The 19,946-nt window shown below is 42.1% G+C and carries 21 protein-coding genes and 1 pseudogene; 12 read left to right on the top strand and 10 right to left on the bottom strand.

Annotated elements, in window-relative coordinates:
* Positions 1 to 5: 5 nt before the first annotated feature.
* Positions 6 to 431: a hypothetical protein gene (locus tag GK047_RS10125; protein ID WP_163945039.1), complete on the bottom strand. Its 426-nt coding sequence runs from the start codon at positions 429 to 431 to the stop codon at positions 6 to 8.
* A 247-nt stretch (positions 432 to 678) separates the two neighbouring features.
* Between GK047_RS10125 and GK047_RS10120 the strand changes: the two genes are divergently transcribed.
* On the top strand, positions 679 to 2,418 hold the full coding sequence (locus tag GK047_RS10120; protein WP_163945036.1) for a methyl-accepting chemotaxis protein: 1,740 nt from the start codon (positions 679 to 681) through the stop codon (positions 2,416 to 2,418).
* A gap of 266 nt (positions 2,419 to 2,684) precedes the next feature.
* On the opposite strand, the gene GK047_RS10115 is transcribed toward GK047_RS10120, so the two are convergent.
* Together GK047_RS10115 and GK047_RS30590 are read right to left on the bottom strand one after the other, a co-directional pair.
* Positions 2,685 to 3,416 (bottom strand): hypothetical protein, encoded by a 732-nt coding sequence (locus GK047_RS10115; protein WP_205516645.1) that lies wholly within the window; start codon positions 3,414 to 3,416, stop codon positions 2,685 to 2,687.
* A pseudogene (locus tag GK047_RS30590) lies at positions 3,413 to 3,607 on the bottom strand (Tn3 family transposase); the annotation flags it as partial. The pseudogene GK047_RS30590 and the gene GK047_RS10115, both read right to left, overlap by 4 nt.
* A 509-nt stretch (positions 3,608 to 4,116) precedes the next feature.
* Between GK047_RS30590 and GK047_RS10105 the strand changes: the two are divergent.
* Positions 4,117 to 6,129: a M6 family metalloprotease domain-containing protein gene (locus GK047_RS10105; protein ID WP_163945034.1), complete on the top strand. Its 2,013-nt coding sequence runs from the start codon at positions 4,117 to 4,119 to the stop codon at positions 6,127 to 6,129.
* Between the two features lie 1,106 nt (positions 6,130 to 7,235).
* Here GK047_RS10105 and GK047_RS10100 read toward each other — a convergent pair.
* Positions 7,236 to 7,418 (bottom strand): hypothetical protein, encoded by a 183-nt coding sequence (locus tag GK047_RS10100; RefSeq protein ID WP_163943851.1) that lies wholly within the window; start codon positions 7,416 to 7,418, stop codon positions 7,236 to 7,238.
* Positions 7,419 to 7,972: 554 nt separating this feature from the next.
* Between GK047_RS10100 and GK047_RS10095 the strand changes: the two genes are divergently transcribed.
* Complete coding sequence (locus GK047_RS10095; protein ID WP_163945031.1) at positions 7,973 to 9,103, top strand: RICIN domain-containing protein; 1,131 nt, start codon at positions 7,973 to 7,975, stop codon at positions 9,101 to 9,103.
* Between the two features lie 283 nt (positions 9,104 to 9,386).
* Here GK047_RS10095 and GK047_RS10090 read toward each other — a convergent pair whose 3' ends face one another.
* The gene (locus GK047_RS10090; RefSeq protein ID WP_163945029.1) at positions 9,387 to 9,527 is read right to left on the bottom strand and encodes an N-acetylmuramoyl-L-alanine amidase; all 141 of its coding nucleotides are present in this window, start codon (positions 9,525 to 9,527) and stop codon (positions 9,387 to 9,389) included.
* A gap of 144 nt (positions 9,528 to 9,671) precedes the next feature.
* Between GK047_RS10090 and GK047_RS30585 the strand changes: the two genes are divergently transcribed.
* Genes GK047_RS30585 through GK047_RS30575 form a run of 4 tightly spaced genes read left to right on the top strand, consistent with a single transcriptional unit; the run spans position 9,672 to position 10,579 of the window.
* On the top strand, positions 9,672 to 9,839 hold the full coding sequence (locus GK047_RS30585) for a hypothetical protein (protein ID WP_163945025.1): 168 nt from the start codon (positions 9,672 to 9,674) through the stop codon (positions 9,837 to 9,839).
* A gap of 1 nt (position 9,840) precedes the next feature.
* The gene (locus GK047_RS10080; protein WP_205516639.1) at positions 9,841 to 10,218 is read left to right on the top strand and encodes a phage portal protein; all 378 of its coding nucleotides are present in this window, start codon (positions 9,841 to 9,843) and stop codon (positions 10,216 to 10,218) included.
* 23 nt (positions 10,219 to 10,241) lie between these two features.
* The gene (locus GK047_RS30580; RefSeq protein WP_481855963.1) at positions 10,242 to 10,424 is read left to right on the top strand and encodes a hypothetical protein; all 183 of its coding nucleotides are present in this window, start codon (positions 10,242 to 10,244) and stop codon (positions 10,422 to 10,424) included.
* Between the two features lie 17 nt (positions 10,425 to 10,441).
* Positions 10,442 to 10,579 carry an ATP-dependent Clp protease proteolytic subunit gene (locus tag GK047_RS30575; RefSeq protein ID WP_481855962.1) on the top strand — a complete coding sequence of 46 codons (138 nt, stop codon included), beginning with the start codon at positions 10,442 to 10,444 and terminating at the stop codon, positions 10,577 to 10,579.
* Positions 10,580 to 10,771: 192 nt separating this feature from the next.
* Here GK047_RS30575 and GK047_RS29200 read toward each other — a convergent pair whose 3' ends face one another.
* Entirely contained in the window at positions 10,772 to 10,945 is a 174-nt protein-coding gene (locus GK047_RS29200) for a hypothetical protein (protein WP_205516637.1), read from the bottom strand.
* 174 nt (positions 10,946 to 11,119) lie between these two features.
* Here GK047_RS29200 and GK047_RS10070 point away from each other — a divergent pair, with 174 nt between their 5' ends.
* Complete coding sequence (locus tag GK047_RS10070) at positions 11,120 to 11,338, top strand: hypothetical protein (RefSeq protein WP_163945023.1); 219 nt, start codon at positions 11,120 to 11,122, stop codon at positions 11,336 to 11,338.
* 49 nt (positions 11,339 to 11,387) lie between these two features.
* Here the strand turns inward: GK047_RS10070 and pdxR are convergent, their stop codons facing one another.
* A complete protein-coding gene (gene pdxR / locus GK047_RS10065) occupies positions 11,388 to 12,824 on the bottom strand; it encodes a MocR-like pyridoxine biosynthesis transcription factor PdxR (protein ID WP_163945019.1) in 1,437 nt (478 codons plus the stop codon).
* Between the two features lie 213 nt (positions 12,825 to 13,037).
* On the opposite strand from pdxR, the gene GK047_RS10060 reads away from it, so the two are divergent.
* From GK047_RS10060 to GK047_RS10045, 4 genes are read left to right on the top strand one after another with little or no spacing between them, the layout of a single operon-like run.
* A complete protein-coding gene (locus tag GK047_RS10060; protein ID WP_163945355.1) occupies positions 13,038 to 13,634 on the top strand; it encodes a class I SAM-dependent methyltransferase in 597 nt (198 codons plus the stop codon).
* Positions 13,624 to 14,211: a DedA family protein gene (locus GK047_RS10055; RefSeq protein WP_163945016.1), complete on the top strand. Its 588-nt coding sequence runs from the start codon at positions 13,624 to 13,626 to the stop codon at positions 14,209 to 14,211. Before GK047_RS10060 ends, GK047_RS10055 begins: the two co-directional genes overlap by 11 nt.
* Entirely contained in the window at positions 14,208 to 14,903 is a 696-nt protein-coding gene (locus GK047_RS10050) for a response regulator transcription factor (protein ID WP_163945012.1), read from the top strand. Before GK047_RS10055 ends, GK047_RS10050 begins: the two co-directional genes overlap by 4 nt.
* Positions 14,896 to 16,002, top strand: coding sequence for a HAMP domain-containing sensor histidine kinase (locus GK047_RS10045; protein WP_240343870.1), 1,107 nt, complete (start codon positions 14,896 to 14,898; stop codon positions 16,000 to 16,002). The genes GK047_RS10050 and GK047_RS10045 overlap by 8 nt, the downstream gene beginning before the upstream one ends.
* A 136-nt stretch (positions 16,003 to 16,138) precedes the next feature.
* On the opposite strand, the gene GK047_RS10040 is transcribed toward GK047_RS10045, so the two are convergent.
* The 3 genes from GK047_RS10040 to GK047_RS10030 form a co-directional block, all read right to left on the bottom strand.
* Entirely contained in the window at positions 16,139 to 16,900 is a 762-nt protein-coding gene (locus GK047_RS10040; protein WP_163945348.1) for an IucA/IucC family C-terminal-domain containing protein, read from the bottom strand.
* A gap of 37 nt (positions 16,901 to 16,937) precedes the next feature.
* Positions 16,938 to 17,999 carry an ABC transporter substrate-binding protein gene (locus GK047_RS10035; RefSeq protein WP_163945009.1) on the bottom strand — a complete coding sequence of 354 codons (1,062 nt, stop codon included), beginning with the start codon at positions 17,997 to 17,999 and terminating at the stop codon, positions 16,938 to 16,940.
* A gap of 137 nt (positions 18,000 to 18,136) precedes the next feature.
* Positions 18,137 to 19,918, bottom strand: a complete 1,782-nt coding sequence (locus tag GK047_RS10030; protein WP_163945006.1) for an AraC family transcriptional regulator — start codon at positions 19,916 to 19,918, stop codon at positions 18,137 to 18,139.
* Positions 19,919 to 19,946: the final 28 nt, after the last annotated feature.

Raw genomic sequence — 19,946 nt, 5'->3', positions numbered from 1 at the left:
TGAAGTTATGAGTGACTTTTCTTTATATACATTTTAGCTGCAGACGATCCAATAGAGAAGAATAAGCCTGTACCTGTGAAAAACGCATAGAGAAGAATAGCCATATCGGAGAAAAAGTAGGATGAAAGGGTTAAATATCCAAAACCAAATCCAATCATAAAAGGGACCATCGTAGCCGGGAAAAAACCAAATAGTATGAATGCAAGCGTATCAAACACGAATGAACGAGATTTAAAGTGTAAAAGTAAAAGGGAAATCCAAATGTAGGATGGAACAGCAACAAAAATGAAGAATAGGCTTAATCCCGTGTTGAGCAAATCATATTCACTATCTGTAGGGATGCCCAGACAATAGAACGCTGCTCTGTAAAAGAAGAGGCCAGCAATGTAGCTTATAAGAACAACTAAGGAGTAAATCAACAATCGTTTCATAAGAAGCAGGCTCCTTGCGTATGGTCTATTTCCAGATGGTGGGTATATGACGATTTTACTACAGCAACGAACAATGAAACAATGAAATGAATAAAACAGGCTATTCAGAAAAATGCTGGTTAACCTATTAAGAGGTAATGCATATTTCTTTGGATTACACTGTGCGGCGGACATTTTGAAAAAAGGTAATAATTGTGTCTAATTTTGTCGATAAACATCGTATAACTACGATGAGGGAGAGAACAACATGTTTAAAAACCAAGTGAAACTTACGGTTGGAATGAAATTAGCGCTATCTTTCTCTGTCCTATTAATTTTATTAATAGGATTGGGAACTTCTTCACTTAATCGAGAGCGCGTTATGCAAGACAAGACACAAGAAATTGCAGGGAGTTGGTTAAGCGGCGTTGAAATTGCAAATAACGTGAACTACATGACGGAACATATTCTATCTTTACAGTTTAAAATTTTGACACATCCGGATGCATCCAAAAAATTAAGCTACGAGCAAGAGGCGCAAAAAACTTTTCAAGTGATCGATACGGAATTAAATGAATATGCGAAAACATTCGCCAGTCCGGAAGATCAAGCGAACACGGAGCAGTTAAAGGAGAAATGGAGCAAGTTTCAGGAGACGTTCAAGCGAGCTGATGAAATAGGGAAGCAGATTAATTTGATAACGGGCTCTGCAAGTAAAGAGAAGGATATTACGAAATTAATGGATGAATCTGAAAAGTCATTTGAAGATATGCAAACAAATTTAGATCAAATGGTTAAAATTAATAAGGACGGCGCTATGCAGGCCAAGCAAGAGAGCTTAACGATTTATAACAGCAATGTTGTTCGCGGCATTATAATTATTGTGATTTCGGTTCTTATTGGCATTACGCTGGTTATTGTTATGAATAAGATGATTTCTAGACCCGTTCGCAAGGTGTCCGAATTGTTGGGACAAGTAGCTAAAGGCGATTTGTCCATAGAAAGAATGGAGCTCAAACAGAGAGATGAGATCGGTAACCTGGTTCAATCCATGAATGAGATGGTAGCGACCTTAAAAAGCACAATATTTAAAATTCAAGATGCCTCCACAACGGTTGCGGCGTCCTCTCAACAGCTTCTTGCCAGTTCGGAGCAAAATACGGAAGCCACGAAGCATGTTACGATTTCTATTCAAGAAGTTGCAGCAGGCTCGGAGAATCAATTGCAAAGCGCAACGGAAACGAGTAGAGCGATGGAAGAAATGGCTGTTGGTATTCAGCGAATTGCTGAAACAACGACTGAGGTTTCAGAACTATCACAAGATGCTGCTAATCATGCGAACAGAGGGAACGAATCGATTCAATCGGTCGTAGAGAAAATGAATAACATTAGCCGATCCGTGGATGAAAGTGAACAAGAAATGAAGATGTTAGAGATTCATTCGGAAAGTATAGGTGAAGTTGTTAAATTGATAGGCGATATCGCTGGGCAAACAAGTCTATTAGCGCTAAATGCCTCGATTGAATCAGCGAGAGCCGGTGAACACGGGAAGGGATTTGCGGTTGTTGCGAATGAAGTTAAGAAGCTGGCTGAACAATCAACGAATTCCGTTCAAAAAATTAATGATCTCATCTCGGCTATCCAAAAGGATACAGCTAAGTCAGTTCTAACGATGGGGCGCAGTCTGCAGGAGGTTAAATACGGTCTTTCGGCAGTCACCGAAGCTGAGAAGGCTTTCGAAAAAATTGTAACCACCTCAGGATTGCTTTCTGAAAAAGTACAAGAAGTAGCGGCCTCCGCACAAGAAATGGCAGCAAGTTCAGAAGAAGTTGCTGCATCTGTGCAAGAAATGAGCAGCTTAGCTAAGCGCGCGTCAGGCTCCGCCCAAACCGTAGCCGCATCAACGGAAGAACAATTGGCCTCTGTTGAAGAAATTACCTCTTCCTCGCTTTCTTTAAGCCATACTGCGCAGGAGTTAGCTGAAGTTGTAGGCACATTTAAGGTTTAGCGGGGGGTTGGGACAGCTTTTTTAGTTTTAACAAGATTAAGTGACGTTTGGAAAGTTTCCATGGCATCAACCTCCTTTCTGGAGGTATGCCGCACCCAAGGTTGTGCTGTACCAAACAAGTATATCACACAGAGTCTTCCAAATGGAGGGCTCTTTTCTTGTTACGGTTAAAGACTGTATTACTTTTTCTGAAAGACCAAAAGGTGGAAAAAACTCTTTTCAAAAAGAGCATGTTTCCACCTTTTTTATAATCACAACCTACAATACTATTCCAACAAAATTTTACTTTCTTCGACTGTGAGTGTTCTGGTTCTTGCACCGATCAATAAGTTCATAAAATCTCTTCGCGTTTTACTTAACTCATCGGAAGGAACTCCGTAGTCATAGGGTTCATTATCGTCAGCAGATGCAAATAAACTACTAAAAAATTCACTATTTTCTGGTATTGTTAAATCCACAGGAAAGCTTATTGTCTGATCTTTCTTATATAGTTCATAGACTGTGTGAACCTTATAAGAACCCTCTTCTCCCTTTTTTGCTTTTTGATAGCTTATGTTCATCTCAGTTACTCTACATTCTGGATAAGGGTCGTCATGTTTCAAGGGAAGTATCTTGTCTGCATACATTTTTTTAATTTTTAAGTAATCAACGTGCTTATCAATATTTTTCTTTAATTTTTCTTTACTTTTCTCTGAGGTGTGCCATGTCATACGCGCGTAATATTCGAATAATGAATCCTCATCCTTTTGCTTAAAAAGCATGGGGTAATACTCCGTAAGTATTTGCGTCACAGTTGATAAGGACACGATTGGCTCAGCGGGAACCATTTTATTCGCAACTTCTAACTGCTTCTGTGCGATTTGCAATTGTTTTTCATAATTTTGATCAGAAGCAACTTGCTTTCTTTCCTCAGAGACACTTCTTTTTTCACAACCAGCCATTAATGACAAAATTAAAAGTACAGCTGGGATAGTTCTAGCTATTCGTAATACCTTCATAAACCCACACCTTTCTTGATAAACAGAGATGCACCTGAGCGCAGTTTCAATACACCTACTGTTACGGTCAAAGCCAAGTTGATATGCTCCCATCCCAATGGAGACATATGTTTTAATAAGTCCTCTCGTAACGTTCCTTTACTCCAAAGTAGATCTGAAGCTTTTCCTAGATAAAAAGTATTCCAAACGCTGCTTGTCAACGAAAATGTAACGTTCTTCAATGCCAAGTTCACGCATTTTTTAATCTGCCATTCTGGCAGAAACGCGAGCGTACCCTAGTTTCAAAAAGGTCAACTCCTTCCTATTATCCATGTCAAAAAGTATATCAGTTAGTTGAAATGTTGCGAAACGAAAAAACATACTTTATGACATGCAGAATACTACCTGTATTCCACCGTTTCAGAAAGTATGCTTTTTGACAGAACTCCACATGTGACCTTCCTCATTTCCGTTTTATTGGTTAATTTTACAGTAAACTTCATTTTATAAAAAACTTTACATATTTTTAGAATTTACCTATATTGTAATTAAGAGTATTCTGGTAGCTCTGTATAGATGTATCTGCCGATTCATTCTATGTATGAATCTGGAGCGGTTATCAACAGAATATTCCGCATACCATTGAAAGGGGGGGAGATCTTCATGGATCTATAGGGAAACCATTCCCACATGATAACAACTTCTAAAAGGAGGAAGGTTTATGCAAAGAAGTTTTAAATTCCTGTTCACGTCCGTTTTTTCTTTGATTTGTGTTTTGTACTTTCAAACGAACGGTTTTGCCGCACCAGCATACGATGGAGTTGTCAAAATAAAGCAACCGTCAGGCGAATCGTTTCAAGCCACGGTACATGGAGATGAATGGTTCCATTGGGCAAGCACAGAGGATGGCGATGTACTTTTACAAGATCAGAAGGGGTATTGGAATTACGCTGAACTTACATCAGACGATCTGAAATCGACGGGGAAAAAATATAAAATTGACAAGAAGCCTGAAAAAGCGGTATATGAGAACAATTTGATCAATTGGATAAAGAAATACAACCCTCAAGCAAAGAAAAAACAGGAGCTCATGAATGAGCTACAAAAAGAATCCTCATCTTCTCCTGAACATTCAGGATCGAAAGAATTTACGGGATTACCAGAAAATATTGACGGAACTGTCACTCCAGTTTCAGGAACCAAAAAATTACTTGTTTTGTTAATTGGCTTTACAAATGTTGATATCGTATATAGCGACAACGATTGGAGCAACAAATTCTTTTCTGCAAATCAAAAGTCAGTAAAGAATTACTATAATGAAGTGAGTAATGGAAAAGCACAGATCACTCCAGCATCCGAAATATATGGTACGCAAAATGATGGGGTGGTTAAAGTAAAATTAGATTACACTCATCCGGATATGTCGGGAAAAGACATTAGAACGGTTATAACAGATGCACTGGCTAAAGCTGATCCTGAGGTGAATTTTGCTAGTTTTGATACCAATAATGATCAAGTCATCGACTCCAAAGATGGCTTCTACCTTGTAACTGTTATTGCTGGTAATGAAGAGGCTGCTAGTGGTGATCCAGTGCCAAATATTTGGGCACATCAGTCGTATGCTTCCAACACAAATCACGATGGTGTTGCAGTATCAGGTATGTATACGGCGCAGGGTGAGAAACAATATGGTCATATGGCAACGATTGGTATCCTTGCTCATGAATTAGGCCATTCCTTTGGCCTTCCAGATCTATATGGCGTTAATAATCATGTGGGTGGTCTAAGTATAATGGCTAATGGAGCCTGGAATAGTCTTCAAGGGGAAGATTTTGGAGCTACACCCGATCATATGGATGCCTGGTCAAAAGTAAAATTAGGATTTGTAACACCAACTGTAGTAAATGCCACCAGCAATTTTACTCTACATTCCATCCCAAATAACTATAATGTTTTAAAGATTCCCTTAAAGGATAATACGTATTTTTTAGTTGAGAATCGCAAAAAAGTTGGATATGATGCAAGCTTGCCAACAGATTCTGGTGGCATCGCGGTTTGGCATATTGATGAAGCCATGAATAATAGCACTAATGATCCTCATCCTTTCGTTGATATTGAGCAATCCGTCAGTGAATACCAAGACCCGTTCTATTACACGAATAATAATCATGCTGCTTCCTTTGGTCCAAACACCAATCCGAACAGTAATACCTACACTGGAAACAAATCGGGAGTAACGATTACGACGACAAGCACAAGTGATTCTGCCATGAATGTGGCAGTCACAACAGCAGGAGAAGCTAGTTTGATTCCGCAAACAAATTGGACACTAAAATATGTAGACAGCTATAATTGGTACAATTTGGGCACGTATGCCTTTGATGGAAAAAAAGACACGTTTTGGCACACGAACTGGAGCCCCGTAGATCCAATGCCGCACGAGATTCAAATTGATTTAGGTGCAGCCTATAGCATCTCCAAATTCAGCTACCTGCCAAGACAAGACGGCCAAGTGAACGGAACGATCAAGAACTATGAGTTCTACGTCAGTAGTGATGGAGTGAATTGGGGAACAGCTGTAGCTACAGGTACCTTTACAAATGATACCACTTTGAAAGAAGTCAGCTTTGCAGTCAAAACAGGTCGCTATATTAGACTGCGTTCCTTAAGCGAGGTAAACAATAACCAAGTGACAAGTGCGGCTGAACTCAATGTATTTGGAGTGGCGCAATAATGTATTTGTGAGGGTAGCTATTGAAATCATTGATACTCTACCCCAAAAGGTTATCATCTGCTGAGAGTTTCGTTCGGCATTTGATAACCTTTTTATTCTATACCAACCAAATCGTACCTTAAGCATTATTTGCTAACTAAGAATCGCCAGTCCCCTCAAATTTCCCCTTGCATGTATCCCCCCTTCATTCGACACAAGGCTGATTTGAAAAAGAGTTGAAACAAATAAAAACAAGTCCTTTAGAGCATTTGGATAGAAAATGAAGTCTTTTATAGTGCAGCTCTTTAAAGAAATAAAAACAAGTTTAAACCTCACCGAAGTGTTTATAACGTACGAAAGGTTCAGCTTACTTGTGCGTTCATCTTAAGCCTGTTCTCGACTGGTAACCACGTATTGCGGACGGTACCCCTTAGCGTACAAAGTCCACATTTATCTTGATTGTGATGATTTCTGGTAATAAACCCCATCCTGTGACCCATTTTACGTTATCTCGGCTGTACCACGTATTGACCTACCAAAGCGACGATACGTGAATATGAACCCTAAAATAGTCGGTTGCACCCTTAACGTGGTGAAAACCGGCTATTTTTGTGTCCAGAAGTTCTTAGCGTTGTAAATCTGCGTTTTGCTGATGGTACCCCTATTAGTGCATGTATTCCGTTCACCGGCGCGCCGATCGATGCGAGGATCCTATCCGGGAGAACCAGAATCATGAGTCACATCTTCTGCACATAACCGACTGCCACTTCTTCAGGCGGGTTCGTGTAGATCTATATATATCTATCGTTTCGGTGGCCAAGTTTACGTTGTAAAACAAAGCGATCAGCCCGTGTCGCTTTTGACAATAAATAAGCGTAGGCGTGCCGTAAATCATGAGGACGTAATGGAGATATTTTACGTTCAGGGTCCAACTGTTCTGCATCATGCCACTACCTATTTGTTCTAATATCCGATTTATTGATCTTTTTTCTAATCTACCATCTGAAAATCTTGCCGGTGTTTCTTTGGCGCTTAAAAACAAGGCCCTAATACAGCTATTGTTACGGTCAAAGTCAAACATGGATTCGGGCATACGCAAACAGATTAGTGTTTCAATACAGCTACTGTTACGCTTCCGTTACGTCTAGCTCCACGAGGTCGATCAGCGCATCTGGATCGCGGGCAAACACTCCGCTGCCGCTGGCTCGATCCATCGACTTCTTGCCACCCTGCGAGCCTTTGGAGTGATGATGACAGTAGATGACGCTAGCCCCTAATTCCGTGGCGATCTTGTCGAACCTGGGCTTCAAACAGCATAGAATTTAGCCGATCAACCTCCTGAATCTGCGCCGCATGAGCTGTCTTAATCTGCAAGGCACGTTGGCGAAGACGCTGCTTCTCCCCATTGCGCCCAAGGATGTCCTGCTGCTGGCGAATGAGTTCCGAAGCGGAGCTTGGCTCCTTTGGAGCACTTGTAAACTTTTACAAGTATCTTTTTATTGTCTATCAATTTTATTTATAGATTACGTTGAAATAACTACGGAATCACGGATCGAACATCTCGTCCTCCGCCCACTCTTTAATTAGTTCCGCCTTAATGACATCCTGGAAAGCGATCCAATCCCAATCTTCTTCAGCGGAAAATATATACAATTTAATTCCCGTCGCATTGAATTACTCAATTATTACTTTGAAGTAACCATTGATCTTCTGAGGCAGCGGTTGCTGTATTACTTCCATTAGTGCAATGGGCCAATATGATTAATATATTTTTTTAGCTGAAATGTTCTTAATTTAAATTTGCTAACTTATACATATTGAGTACCATCCAATATGTTAATTTTCTGTAGAGGAGAGCTGTGTGATGTCAAATGAAAATAATAACAAAGAAAATACGAATACACCTATGATAAATGAGGAGGATTCCATTCCTAATGAACTAAAAGCTAGTGGCGCACGAATATCTTTTCCTGATTTTAACTTTTATAATATTCGTACATTTGCAGGGAAATATGCTGATGTAGCTGGTGGCACTGGTAATGGAAATCCTGTTGTTCAGTATCATGCAAACGGTTCAGATAACCAAAAATTCATGATTTTTACTCTTGATAATAATTATTCTATATTTGCTGCAAAACATAGTGGGAAAGTATTTGATTTAGCATATAATTCTTTTTTTGGGAATTACCTTGTACAATTCGACTTTCATAATGGAGATAATCAAAAATTTTTTATAGCGAATGAGGGAGCGATTTCGGTAAAAAGTAATGGGCAGGTATGGGATGTACGCGGTGGAAACACAGGGGATAATGCACTAATTATAGGCTGGAATTATCAGGGCTCGCCCAATCAAAAATTCTCACTAGTCAAAAATGGATCGGCTTCCATTACTCCACCAACAAAGGGGAGTTTTACTCCAGCACCTGATTTCAAAACAGACGATCTAAATGAACAGTTACCGATGAATACAACTCCGGTTATTACACATTTTACATATTTACCGTATTTCATGGTAAAAGACCCTTATTACAATGCTGAACAAAAAATCAACAAATCGCCATACTATATTCTAGTACGAAGACAATATTGGGAGAAAAAAACTCAAAGAATACTTTCACCTAGTGAAAAATATGGATATTCTGAAACAATAGGTGTCTCTCGAACAGATCAAACATCGATGACGGAAACAACAGAAATATCAATAGGTGCAGATTTAGGATTTTCATTTAAAGGAATTTCTGCAGGGCTATCAACAACAGTTACAAAATCATTATCGGTTACCAAAAGTACATCAACCACGGAATCAAAGGAAACAACAAGAGATCTAAGCTACACGAATCCATTTGAGTATCAAATAGCATATGCAAAATATATGTTAATCAACGAATACTATGTAACACGTGCGAATGGTGAAATGATAACATCAGGAGATGCTGCTTATTGGAGAGTACCAGATCCAGAACAGACCGTTTCACGAATTATTCCTCGAAAGTAAGAAACTATCTAAAAGCCCGTCATCATATACTTTCTCATATACTACTGGATGGAGATATAATGTTAGAGCCTTTGGAGATTTCATTCCAAAAGCTTGGAGTAGTGCTACAGTTAAGGTATAGGGAATGACTGCAACGCATACAATCAAAATTCAGTTATAGTAAAATTGTGAAGAAGAGCCGTCTTATGCAGAGGGCTCTTCTTCGTTTGTTTGAAAATAATGTGGTTATGACAAATTAAAAAGCCCTCACCAACCAATTAAGGTCAGTAAGGGATTCGTCTTTCTATTCCTCCGGCTGCCCCGAGGCTTTCCGTAGCTCGTTTGCCAACCTATGAACCTCGTCTTTACTAGATTGATCCACGCACACTCCATACACAGAAGCTAGAACACCAATAATCTTTTCCGCATCAGCCACATTTAACATGATCTCTTCCTCCTCTTTTTTAAGCGCGTTCCAAGCTCCTTCGTTACCATACCCATAGTTCAGATCCACACCGATACCATTCAGCTCTAACCCTAAACCCGTTGGGCCACAATCGTACTGGTAGATGTTATTCGCACCCGTGAGTTGGAAAGCGATTCTAGCTTTGTTAATACGCTATATACACGCGCCTTTGAAACGGCGATTCAGCGTACTCTAGAAGGTTCTATTCTATCCGGGGATGGTGTAGGCAAGCCAAATGGATTCTTAAACAGTGGATCGCTCGTGGGGGTACTAAAGATAAGATCGAGTTGAGTTGGAGCGACCTTACGGCGGAAGACTTAGTAACAATATTGAGCACCAGTCGCTTGAATTCGTCATGTATACAATGCTGCCTTGGTTTAAACGCTGGGAAGAGAACATTAATATGCAACTCCTTACACCTGCTGAGCGAAAGGCAGGTTTTTATTTGGAATTTAAGATCGACGGCCTACTCCGCGGAGACGCTAAAAGCCGTGCAGAGTCTTATGCACTTGGTCGGCAGTGGGGTTGGCTGTCTGTAAACGACATTCGAAAGCTTGGGAACTTGAGCCCGATTCTGAAGGTGATATTTATCTCGAACCACTCAACATGGTGGAGGCTGGTAAGCAGAAAGACCATGTCAAGGCGATGGCAGACGAATTTTACAAGATGATTATGGAAAGGGAGGTGGCATAATTGTCGTTCTGGAGTTTTAAGGACTTGGGTGAAGCAGAAGATGTTGAACTGCGTATCGAGGGCGAGATCGTTTCGGACGACGATGCGTGGATATATGAATGGTTTGGCATATCAGCAGCCACACCTAATGCGTTCCGTAAGGAGCTTGCCAACTACAAAGGCAAAACATTACCGTTTGGATAGACAGCTGGGGCGGCGATGTGTTTGCGGCAGCAGGCATCTACAACGCGATGAAAGAGCATAAAGGAAAGGTCACCGCCAAGATCGACGGAAAAGCTGTTTCTGCCGCCTCTGTCATCGCAATGGCTGCCGATGAGGTTACGGTCAAAGAGCAGTAAAATCAAGGTTTTCCAAATAGCTATATTCAAATAATACTACAGCCGCAAGGGTTTGGCTATTTTTTCCCAACCGATCGCATGGTTTCAGGTTACTCCACAAAAAACAGCCTCAAAGCCATACGGCTCTAAGGCTAAAGTCATTTCTTATCACAATGACGGTTGGGAAAAAAGCTCCCTTCTTTGCGTATCCTTTTAAACGAGACGATAGTCGTCCGTTTTCTCTCCGTCTTCCCAGATTTCCACGAATAGCGCATCGCAATTTTCAAAATCTTCGGTTTTCAGGGATAGCGCCTTTTCCTCATCTGGGCCTACATACACATTTTCCATGCCATCCTCATTGAACGAGAGAACTACATAAAGTTTCATCCAAAAGATCCTCCAACAATTTGATATTCAGCATTATAACATAATGGACGTAGCAAATGTCGTAGTCTAAAGTGGATGGTATGGAAATCAACCAATTGGATGGTGAATAAAGTTCCATTTTCATGTATTCTTTACTTATTAATCGAACAGTCATTTACGAAGGAAGGTCATTCTATGATTAATCCCTACATTTACTATGCCTTGTTTTCTATTATTTTATTAATTGGGCTTGGCGGAACACTTTGGATCGGCTTTTCCCGGCGAAACCGAGAAGGGGATCAAACATATTTCCAAAAAACAGGCGTCAAGTGGCTACGGCTTACTTCGCTCTATGTCATTGCTATTGTGCTAGGTCTGCTCGCCTTAGTAGCCTATATAAGAACTCTAATATAATCAAGACTCCCTTTCTTTCACTAACAAGTGAGAAAAGAGGGAGTCTTTTTCATTTGCAATGAATTTGAATGGCTGTTTGTAACTGTTTTAAACCTGGAATCATTTGTTCAATTAAGGGTCTTGCAAAGCTTAGGCGAATATAACCATGATCCGACCCGTAAATACTTCCTGGCATAAACAAGACACCCCTTTTTATCGCTTCGTCAAGCAATTTGTAATCATCGACCTGACAGTTAAGCTTACACCAGAGATTCAGTCCTCCTTGAGGAGGGGTGAAAGTGACCGTAGTGCCCATAATGGCTTGCAATCCCGATACTAGTTCATTTTTCCTTTGTAACAAGGCCTTGCGCAGTTGGATGATTTGATGCTCAAAATGGCCGTTTGAAATAAATTCCTTCGCTACCCACTGAGGAATGATGCTTAGGCCAAAGTCCATTTGCTGCCGCGCATCCGTTAGGCGGTTGACAACCGCTTGAGGAGCGATTAACCAGCCGATGCGCAAGCCTGATGCGGCAATTTTGGAAAGGGAACCGACATATAGCACATTTCCAGTCGTGTCCATGGATTTCAAAGTGGGAGGGGGGGCTCCTTCAAATGCCGTTAAGGTGAATGGATCGTCTTCCACAATGGGGATGCCCAGTTCAGCCGCGATCTCAAGTAACCTCAATCTCCGATGATGAGACATAACACTTCCGGTAGGGTTTTGGAAATTAGGATTCACGAAGATCATCCGAATGCGATGTTGGCGGTACAGCGGGATAATATCTTCGGGATTAATGCCCTGCTCATCCACGGGCAAGCCGAATAAGCGTAGTCCGGCTGATTGAAACATAGGGAGAGAATAGCAATAAGAAGGATCTTCGATGGCAACCGCATCCCCGGGGCTTAACAAGCATTGCGTAATTAAATAAAGAGATTGTTGGGAGCCAGAAGTAATTAATATGGATGAATCCGTACTTTGAATCTGCAAATGCTGCTGGAGAAAGGTGACCAAGCTTTTCCTTAGTGGCGAGAATCCCTGAGGATTGTCATAGCCTAAGTTCTCTTGGAACGGTTGTTTTTGCAACAGCTCTCGGATAATCGCATTGGGAAATAAATCTGGTGATAATTCTCCGCTTGCAAAATCAATCACGGAATCCCGTACTCGAAGCTCCTCTCGGATACGACGTATGAAAGGAAGATTGGGCAGGAAAGTACTGCCTTCTACATACTGCTTCCAATTCGGCGTTTGTTTCGGGGATATCCCCCATTTATGCGTGCACACCCGTGTACCGCTCCCTTTTGTACGTTCAACCAACCCAGAAGCCCTAAGTTCTTCATAAGCCTGTACAATGGTACTGCGATTTACACTAAGCTGATCAGCTAATTTTCTTTCTGAGGGGAGGACACTCCCAGGCGGAAATTCTCCAAATGATATTCTGCGTTCCATATTTGCTACGATTTGTTGATAGATCGGTTTTTTAGAGGATCGATCAGGTTTCCACATAAGTCTTCATCACCTTCTGCTAAGTATGGCCGAGTTGCAAGATTTCATGATATTGGTAACTATTACTACTATCATAGCATGATTTTAATGGCTTTATTAGTTTGTGAACTTCAGGAATTATTTAGAATAAATTAAACAATTCCTTCGCTCTTTCTGAAGAATGACCAGGTAAGATGAGGACATCAGAAGTGAGGAAGGGTGAGAACGGCCATGATGAAAGGAATTGAAGAAAAACTGTTGTTTTTATATAAATTCGCAAGAGCGCCCAAGCAAATAGGCAGCGTAACGCCTAGTTCTAGGTTTTTGGCTAAAAAGATGGTTGCAGCGGTCCCTTGGCAGGATGTCAATTATGTAGCTGAACTTGGAGCGGGTACGGGGGCAATAACCAAATTTATAGCAAGGGTCAGTGATCAGCCCGCGAAGGTTCTATTGTTCGAAAAGGACCCGTTCTTACGCAAGCAATTAACGAGTCGATTCCTTGATTATGCTTGTTACGATGATGCTTGCAAGCTGCAAGCGGCTTTGAAGCAAGAAGGTATTGCACGCTTGGATTGCATGATAAGCGGTTTACCATTTTTCAATTTTCCTCAGTTACTGCGAGAGCAACTGATGAGTCAAATCTTAGCAACGCTTAAGCCGGAAGGTTTGTTTATTGCTTTTCAGTATACGCTGCAGATGAAAATACAGCTGGCGAGGCACTTTGATATTGAACAAATCCATTTCGTTCCTTTTAATATGCCTCCTGCTTTTGTGTATGTTTGCCGAAAACGTAAAGAGCCTTCTGAGGAGATTACGAGCTATGAATTATGACACGCTGCTTTCATTTATACAACAATATGGGTATGCAGCGCTATTTTTAGCGTTATGGCTTGGCATTGTTGGGATGCCGATTCCTGATGAGGTTGTTGTGATGACAGGAGGAGCAGTAGCCGCAAGTGGTATTTTACAGCCCCTGCCAGCTTTTATATTGACCTATCTGGGTGTAATTTCTGGGTTGTCCTTAGGCTATGTATTAGGGCGTACTCTTGGCGCGTCGATGATGGAGCGTTTACGCAAAAAGAAAAAAATGAGTAGGTATATTGAGTTTTCTGAGAAACTTATTCGAAAATATGGTAACTTTGCAATAGGTATTAGTTATTTTTTTCCAATTATCCGGCATGTCATGCCTTATCTGGTTGGTTTAAGTCACATGTCGTTTCGGCGCTATGCTGCTTTTTCTTACACCACTGGGTTTGTTTGGACGTTGCTATTTTTTACGTTAGGCTATTGGGTTGGTGATCATGCTCAGAACCTAGGCACCCTTATTTATGACTATGGATTACGATTCATTTGGCTGCCGTTTGCATTGCTTGCAATCTATTTGTTGATAAGGAGGAAAGCAAAATGACCCAGACTGTGTTAGTAACCGATGACGATTTGGAGATTCGGGATGTCATCCGCATTTACTTGCAAAATGAAGGTTACCGCGTACATGAGGCTGAGAACGGTGCACAAGCATTGGAACTCATTGGCAGAGAAGCCGTCGATCTCATCATTTTGGATGTTATGATGCCGGTGATGGACGGAATTAAAGCTTGTTTTAAAATCAGGGAAATGACTAGCGCCCCTATCATTATGTTATCGGCCAAGAGTGAAGACATTGATAAAATTACGGGGTTAACGACAGGCGCTGACGACTACGTGGCAAAACCGTTCAATCCGTTGGAGCTAATTGCCAGAGTCAGAGCGCAGCTTCGCAGGCAGACGTTGGCAGCAGTTAGTGGAGGCAAGGGCACAGATAAGTCAGTGATTGAAATTGAAGGTTTGATCATCGATAAAAAGCGCCATCTTGTTACTGCGAGGGGGAAGGAAATATCATTAACTCCACTTGAGTTTTCCATTCTGGAGCTGATGGCAAGCCACCGTGGGCAAGTTTTTAATATACAAAAAATTTATCAAAGCGTATGGAAAGAAGATAAATTTTTATCAGATAATACGGTAATGGTTCATATTCGTAATATTCGCGAGAAGATTGAAGATAATCCACGTGAACCTCAGTACATCAAAACGGTGTGGGGAGTGGGATATAAAATTGAATAAAAACCTCTTTTCGGTACTGAACTGGAACAAGAATATTCGGGGAAGATTGTTTTGGCTAGCTCTTCTCAGTTTCATCCTTGCGGTGCTTGTTACATTTATGATCGACAATACGCTAAAGATTCTTACGGGGTCTAAAGGTACGGGTTTATTGTATCTTGTGATTGTGTTTGTATTCTTCTTTTTTTTACTTACACGGCCGATTGTCCGGTATTTAAAAACATTATCCGACGGCTTAATGTCCATTGCAAGTGGCAATTTGGACTGTCGAGTGCCGATAACAAGTCAAGACGAGCTGGGGGTTATCGCTCAGAACATTAATTATATGGCTGAACAATTGCAGCTAATGATGCAGCGCGAAAGGCAAATTGAAATATCGAAAATGGAGCTTATTACGAATGTTTCTCATGATTTGCGAACACCGCTGACAAGTATGATCGGATATCTGAATTTGATGAAAAATGATGACTATCAAAATCTTGAAGAGCATAAACGCTATGTAAACAATACGTTTAACAAAACGCAGCAATTGAAAAAACTCATAGATGATTTATTTGAATATACCCGTCTGACAAGCGGCGCTGCGCAATTGTCTTTTCGAAGGGTAGATTTAAGCGGATTATTAGAGCAAATCATGATGGAGTTCGAGCCAATTGCACATGAGCATGCGTTAAAAATCGAAAAATTATGGGAATTTAAGCAGGTATATGGAATGGTAGACGTAGAAAAATTTGTTCGTACCATCGATAATTTACTCATGAATGCCTTGAAGTTTTCCTTCAAGCCTGGTGAAATTGTTATCATGCTTGCGGAGGAGAAAGATCATATTTATATCGCGGTGGAGAACCAGGGCGAACCGATATCGAGAGAGCAGGAGCTGCGGTTATTTGAACGTTTCTATAAAGCAGAGCCTTCGCGAAATGATTATTTTAACTCACAAGGATCAGGTTTAGGGTTATCCATAGCCCAAAATATTATAGAGCTACATGGGGGACAAATGGGTCTAGAGTATAGAGAAGGATGGTTTAAATTTTTCATTAAGCTTCCGCGATTGGGAAATTTTCAGGTGGGGGAGTGGAGGGGAAAGACAGCCCAAGGGTAAGACGTGGGCTACCTGTTCAACTGCTTTGAAACAAAAAGATTAAGAAATCAACAGCAGATAAAGCGCCGCCCGGGGAGCTGGGAGACGCTAGTTTTTAATGCTTATGCTCTTATTGGAAGAACAACACTCGTATCCCTTAGCTCCTCAACTTCGGGCAGTTGGAACAGTATTCTTCGACACTGGAGACCTCATAGTAGAAGCAGCAGGTTTTGCGAACCCGCATAGGCGTATTAGAAACTGATGAGAATGTCGGTTTGCTATAAAAGCGGCTTAACGGGTTTTGTTTTTCCCCGAATAAAGCACCAGGAGCCTGATAAATCAGATACTGAAAGTCTGCTCGGGAATGCTCTTGCTGTTCACCCGTTACCCCGATTCTTTTCTCGTATAGTGAGAACACACGAACCGCAACATTTTCCCATAATATCGATTTTGGTACGTTGGCCACTCTAGATATGACCGCTATTAATTTCCCTATATTCCCGGCAAAAAGAGCTAGAATAACCGTATTGCGCCAAATATGCCGTTCGCTAGCTTCGGGCATTACAGCATCAATATCGGCAAGACTGACATACTCCAGCCAGGAGTGACCCGGTGAAGATTCAAGAGAGCAATTTTCGGCAGATAAATCCAATCCCTTGTTGTACACTGTCATGGCGTACAGCAGCGGAACAGCGGTTAAGGTGGCGTACCTTTTAAAAAACTGCGAAGCTGTGATCGTCCTCGACGGGGACTGTAGAAGCACTGTCAGCCGGTCCAGATAATCGGAGCACATCTCCACGTCGAGCAAGTCCAAAGCTCTCACCGAATAAACAGGACGGGTTGCAACATATTCACACAAGCCAAAATGTCGGCTCAAGTAATCCCATTCATCCAGCGCGAGCCGCGACTGCTTGTTCATACACAAAAACCCCCTATTATTCTCTGTTCAAAAGGATTTATTTGAGCGCATCAGCGATCTGATCGACAATTAAATTGATGGCAATAGGTCCATAATAACCGATCCACTGCGCCGTGTTTTCCACATATACATGGTTGTCCTTAACCGCCTTCAGATTTTTCCAGATCGAAGTGTCCTGAAATTTAGTCGTTAGCTCCAAATTCGTATCGTCCTGAAGCAGAAACATATGATCGGCAGCCAATTCTGGGATAACTTCAAGTGAAATCATTACACTTGTATCCTTACCGTTGATTGCCATTTGGGGTGGAGTCAGGCCCAGATCGTCGTACAGAATCTGTGAAGTTCGATGTGATGTCGTTTGGAGACGAATCATTTTATCTCTAGGCCGGATCAAGGCAACCGTTTGGCCCTTCATTTTATTTGCCAATGCAGTTTTTAGATCGCTTATTTTTTGTTTGTAACCATTAACCATCTCCTGTGCCTCTTGTTGCTTATTCAAGATTTGCCCAAACTTCAACAGTACGGTCTGCCAATCCTCATTGCGCTGTAGTATAATCGTCGGTGCGATTTTCACTAAATTTTCGTATATCTTATTATGGTAATCCGTAGCGATGATGAGATCCGGTTCTATTGCAATGATTCCTTCCAGATTCGGTTCCAAATATGTTCCAAGTAACGGGATATTGCCCATCTTATCACCCAAATATGGAGGGAGTCCGTTGTCGGTTTCGGCTACTACGCTGCCCGCCGGCTTAATGCCCAGCGCCAGCATTTGATCCGCGTACTGAACGTCCAACACGACAATTTTTTTTGGTACGTTCTCAAACGTCATTTCACCCTTCAGATGCTGGATAGTAGCCGGTGCTGCGAGGACGGGCTTCACTACGGAGTTGCTGTTTACGGACTCATTATTTTTGGCTTGAGCTTGATTCGTCGTTCCTACCCCAGCGTTATTGTTACCTTGATTTGAGCTGTCTGAGCATGCGCCCAGAAACATAACCAAACTTACTAACAGGCTAATGGTCCATACAAACTTGATTTTTGGATACATATTATATAATTCCTCCACTTTTTTCTTATTGAGAATGAAACTCATCATCACTTACAACACTATAACGACTCGTTCCGTTATCTTCAATGGATATTTGCGCCAATATCCATGGATTGTGGCGACACAAAAACACTGTTGCTCGGATCGGCGGATCCGGAACCAACAGTGTTTGTATAAGAAATGGATCATTTTGCATCCAAGAAAACTTCCGTCACTTGATCGACCACCTGATTCATCGCGATAGGGCCGTAATAAGCAATCCAAATGCTCGCTTTGGCGTGATAAACATGATGCTGCTGCACGGCGCGCAGACTTTTCCATGTAGTCGTGGTCTGGATCTCATCCGACCAAGCTTTAAATTTGTTGTCGGTCAATATGAAATAATGGTCTGCATCCAGCTCCGGCAACCCCTCCAAAGATATCATTGAACTGGTCCTTTTGCGGTCAACCGCTAGCTTCGGCGGATGCAGCCCCAGATCGCTGTATAGAATCGCCGCCGTACGATGAGCACATGTATGCAGTCTAATGGTATTGTCCCGCGGCCGGATCATCGTTACCGACTGCCCATGCAGCTTGGCTGCAAGTAGCGATTTCAGCCCACTGATTTTGCGTTTATACTGCTGTATGACCTGTTCCGCCTCAAGTTTCTTGCCCATAATCCGCCCGATGGTTCGCAATGTTTCTCTCCAATCGCGATTTCGCTCGAGCATGATGGTCGGCGCTATATGCGTGAGGCTTCCATAAATGTTCTTCTGGAACTCGGTACAGATGATCAGATCGGGCGCCAAAGCACGCAGTGCTTCCAGATCGGGTTCATCCATCGTTCCCAAGGCCTGGACCGCACGGAGCCTGCCGATCAGATACTCAGGAAAGCTACTAAGATCTCCGGTTACCATGACGCTACCAGCCGGCTGTTCACCTAGAGCCAGCATATGGTCCATAAACTGGGGATCCAGCACAGCAATTTTCTCAGGCTGCCGCTGGAGCAGCAGCTCGCCTTTAAGATGAATGATCGTCCGCAATGAGCGACGGAAAGCAGCATCCTGTGGATCTGACGCCGCTTTCTTTTCGCTGCTAACTGTTTCCAGCTTAGGCGCGATTACAGTAACATTCTCCGGTTCATCACCTCTGGCTTGATGCATCGATTCTCGATATGTGCTTGGAGAAACGCCCGTGTAACGCTTAAATAATCGGCTGAAATAGTAGCTATCCACATAACCGACTGCTTCGGCGATATTCTTGAGCCCTGCATTCGTACGACAAAGTAATTCCTTGGCCTTGTCTATACGGATCTGCATCAGGTAGTCAATTGGCCCAAGAGCCAGCCGCTTGTTGAACATCCGCTGCATTGTCCGAGAGCTGCAATTCAATAGCGTTGCAAGTGTGTCTGCTGTGATCGGTTCGGAATAGTGTTCATCCATATATCTGACAGCCTGCAGTACCATATCCGGTGAAGCTTGCTCCAATCGCCGGTGCTGCAGTTGTCCCATCAGCTCGCAAATGAACTGATAAAATAACGATTTCACCTGCAGCTTCGCCATCGCTTCCGGCTGGTCCCATTCCCGCTCCATACGGGACAAGGAGATGAGTAGCGGAGCAGCATGACTGACCACAAAACCATATTGGATCTCAAACGGTTCCGTGCGAGCCAGCAATTGAAGCAGATCTTGGCTGCACGGCAGCGGTAGAGAGGCCTTATACTGAATGATATAATATTCAAAATGGTCGGTGATGTCCATGATAGTAAGAACTGTGCCTTTGCCGGAGTGACAAACATATCCATTCTCCACATGGTGCTCATCCCCGTCCAGCAGGAGCCGAGCACGACCTTTTATCGTGTATAATAGAGCACTCGACGAAAGCTGGGATGTGTGCAAATACTCGCCAATCGGCAGCTCGGTCCGCTGCACATCAACTATTTTCAGCGATACATGATTCCAAAGTATAAGGTGATTTTCCACAATCATAGTATGATGTCAACTCCTAGGAGGGTCT

Origin of the sequence: Paenibacillus sp. SYP-B3998 (assembly GCF_010820665.1) — a bacterium.
GTDB lineage: Bacteria > Bacillota > Bacilli > Paenibacillales > NBRC-103111 > Paenibacillus_E.
Note: the sequence above shows the minus strand (reverse complement) of the source record. Positions and strands in the feature narration are given on the sequence as shown.

What these genes read in the sequence shown, in the direction of transcription:
- GK047_RS10125 (WP_163945039.1), bottom strand. Translation starts at nt 431, where the DNA reads ATGAAACGATTGTTGATTTACTCCTTAGTTGTTCTTATAAGCTACATT.
- GK047_RS10120 (WP_163945036.1), top strand. Translation starts at nt 679, where the DNA reads ATGTTTAAAAACCAAGTGAAACTTACGGTTGGAATGAAATTAGCGCTA.
- GK047_RS10115 (WP_205516645.1), bottom strand. Translation starts at nt 3,416, where the DNA reads ATGAAGGTATTACGAATAGCTAGAACTATCCCAGCTGTACTTTTAATT.
- GK047_RS10105 (WP_163945034.1), top strand. Translation starts at nt 4,117, where the DNA reads ATGCAAAGAAGTTTTAAATTCCTGTTCACGTCCGTTTTTTCTTTGATT.
- GK047_RS10095 (WP_163945031.1), top strand. Translation starts at nt 7,973, where the DNA reads ATGTCAAATGAAAATAATAACAAAGAAAATACGAATACACCTATGATA.
- GK047_RS10090 (WP_163945029.1), bottom strand. Translation starts at nt 9,527, where the DNA reads ATGTTAAATGTGGCTGATGCGGAAAAGATTATTGGTGTTCTAGCTTCT.
- GK047_RS29200 (WP_205516637.1), bottom strand. Translation starts at nt 10,945, where the DNA reads ATGAAACTTTATGTAGTTCTCTCGTTCAATGAGGATGGCATGGAAAAT.
- GK047_RS10070 (WP_163945023.1), top strand. Translation starts at nt 11,120, where the DNA reads ATGATTAATCCCTACATTTACTATGCCTTGTTTTCTATTATTTTATTA.
- pdxR (WP_163945019.1), bottom strand. Translation starts at nt 12,824, where the DNA reads ATGTGGAAACCTGATCGATCCTCTAAAAAACCGATCTATCAACAAATC.
- GK047_RS10060 (WP_163945355.1), top strand. Translation starts at nt 13,038, where the DNA reads ATGAAAGGAATTGAAGAAAAACTGTTGTTTTTATATAAATTCGCAAGA.
- GK047_RS10055 (WP_163945016.1), top strand. Translation starts at nt 13,624, where the DNA reads ATGAATTATGACACGCTGCTTTCATTTATACAACAATATGGGTATGCA.
- GK047_RS10050 (WP_163945012.1), top strand. Translation starts at nt 14,208, where the DNA reads ATGACCCAGACTGTGTTAGTAACCGATGACGATTTGGAGATTCGGGAT.
- GK047_RS10040 (WP_163945348.1), bottom strand. Translation starts at nt 16,900, where the DNA reads ATGAACAAGCAGTCGCGGCTCGCGCTGGATGAATGGGATTACTTGAGC.
- GK047_RS10035 (WP_163945009.1), bottom strand. Translation starts at nt 17,999, where the DNA reads ATGATGAGTTTCATTCTCAATAAGAAAAAAGTGGAGGAATTATATAAT.
- GK047_RS10030 (WP_163945006.1), bottom strand. Translation starts at nt 19,918, where the DNA reads ATGATTGTGGAAAATCACCTTATACTTTGGAATCATGTATCGCTGAAA.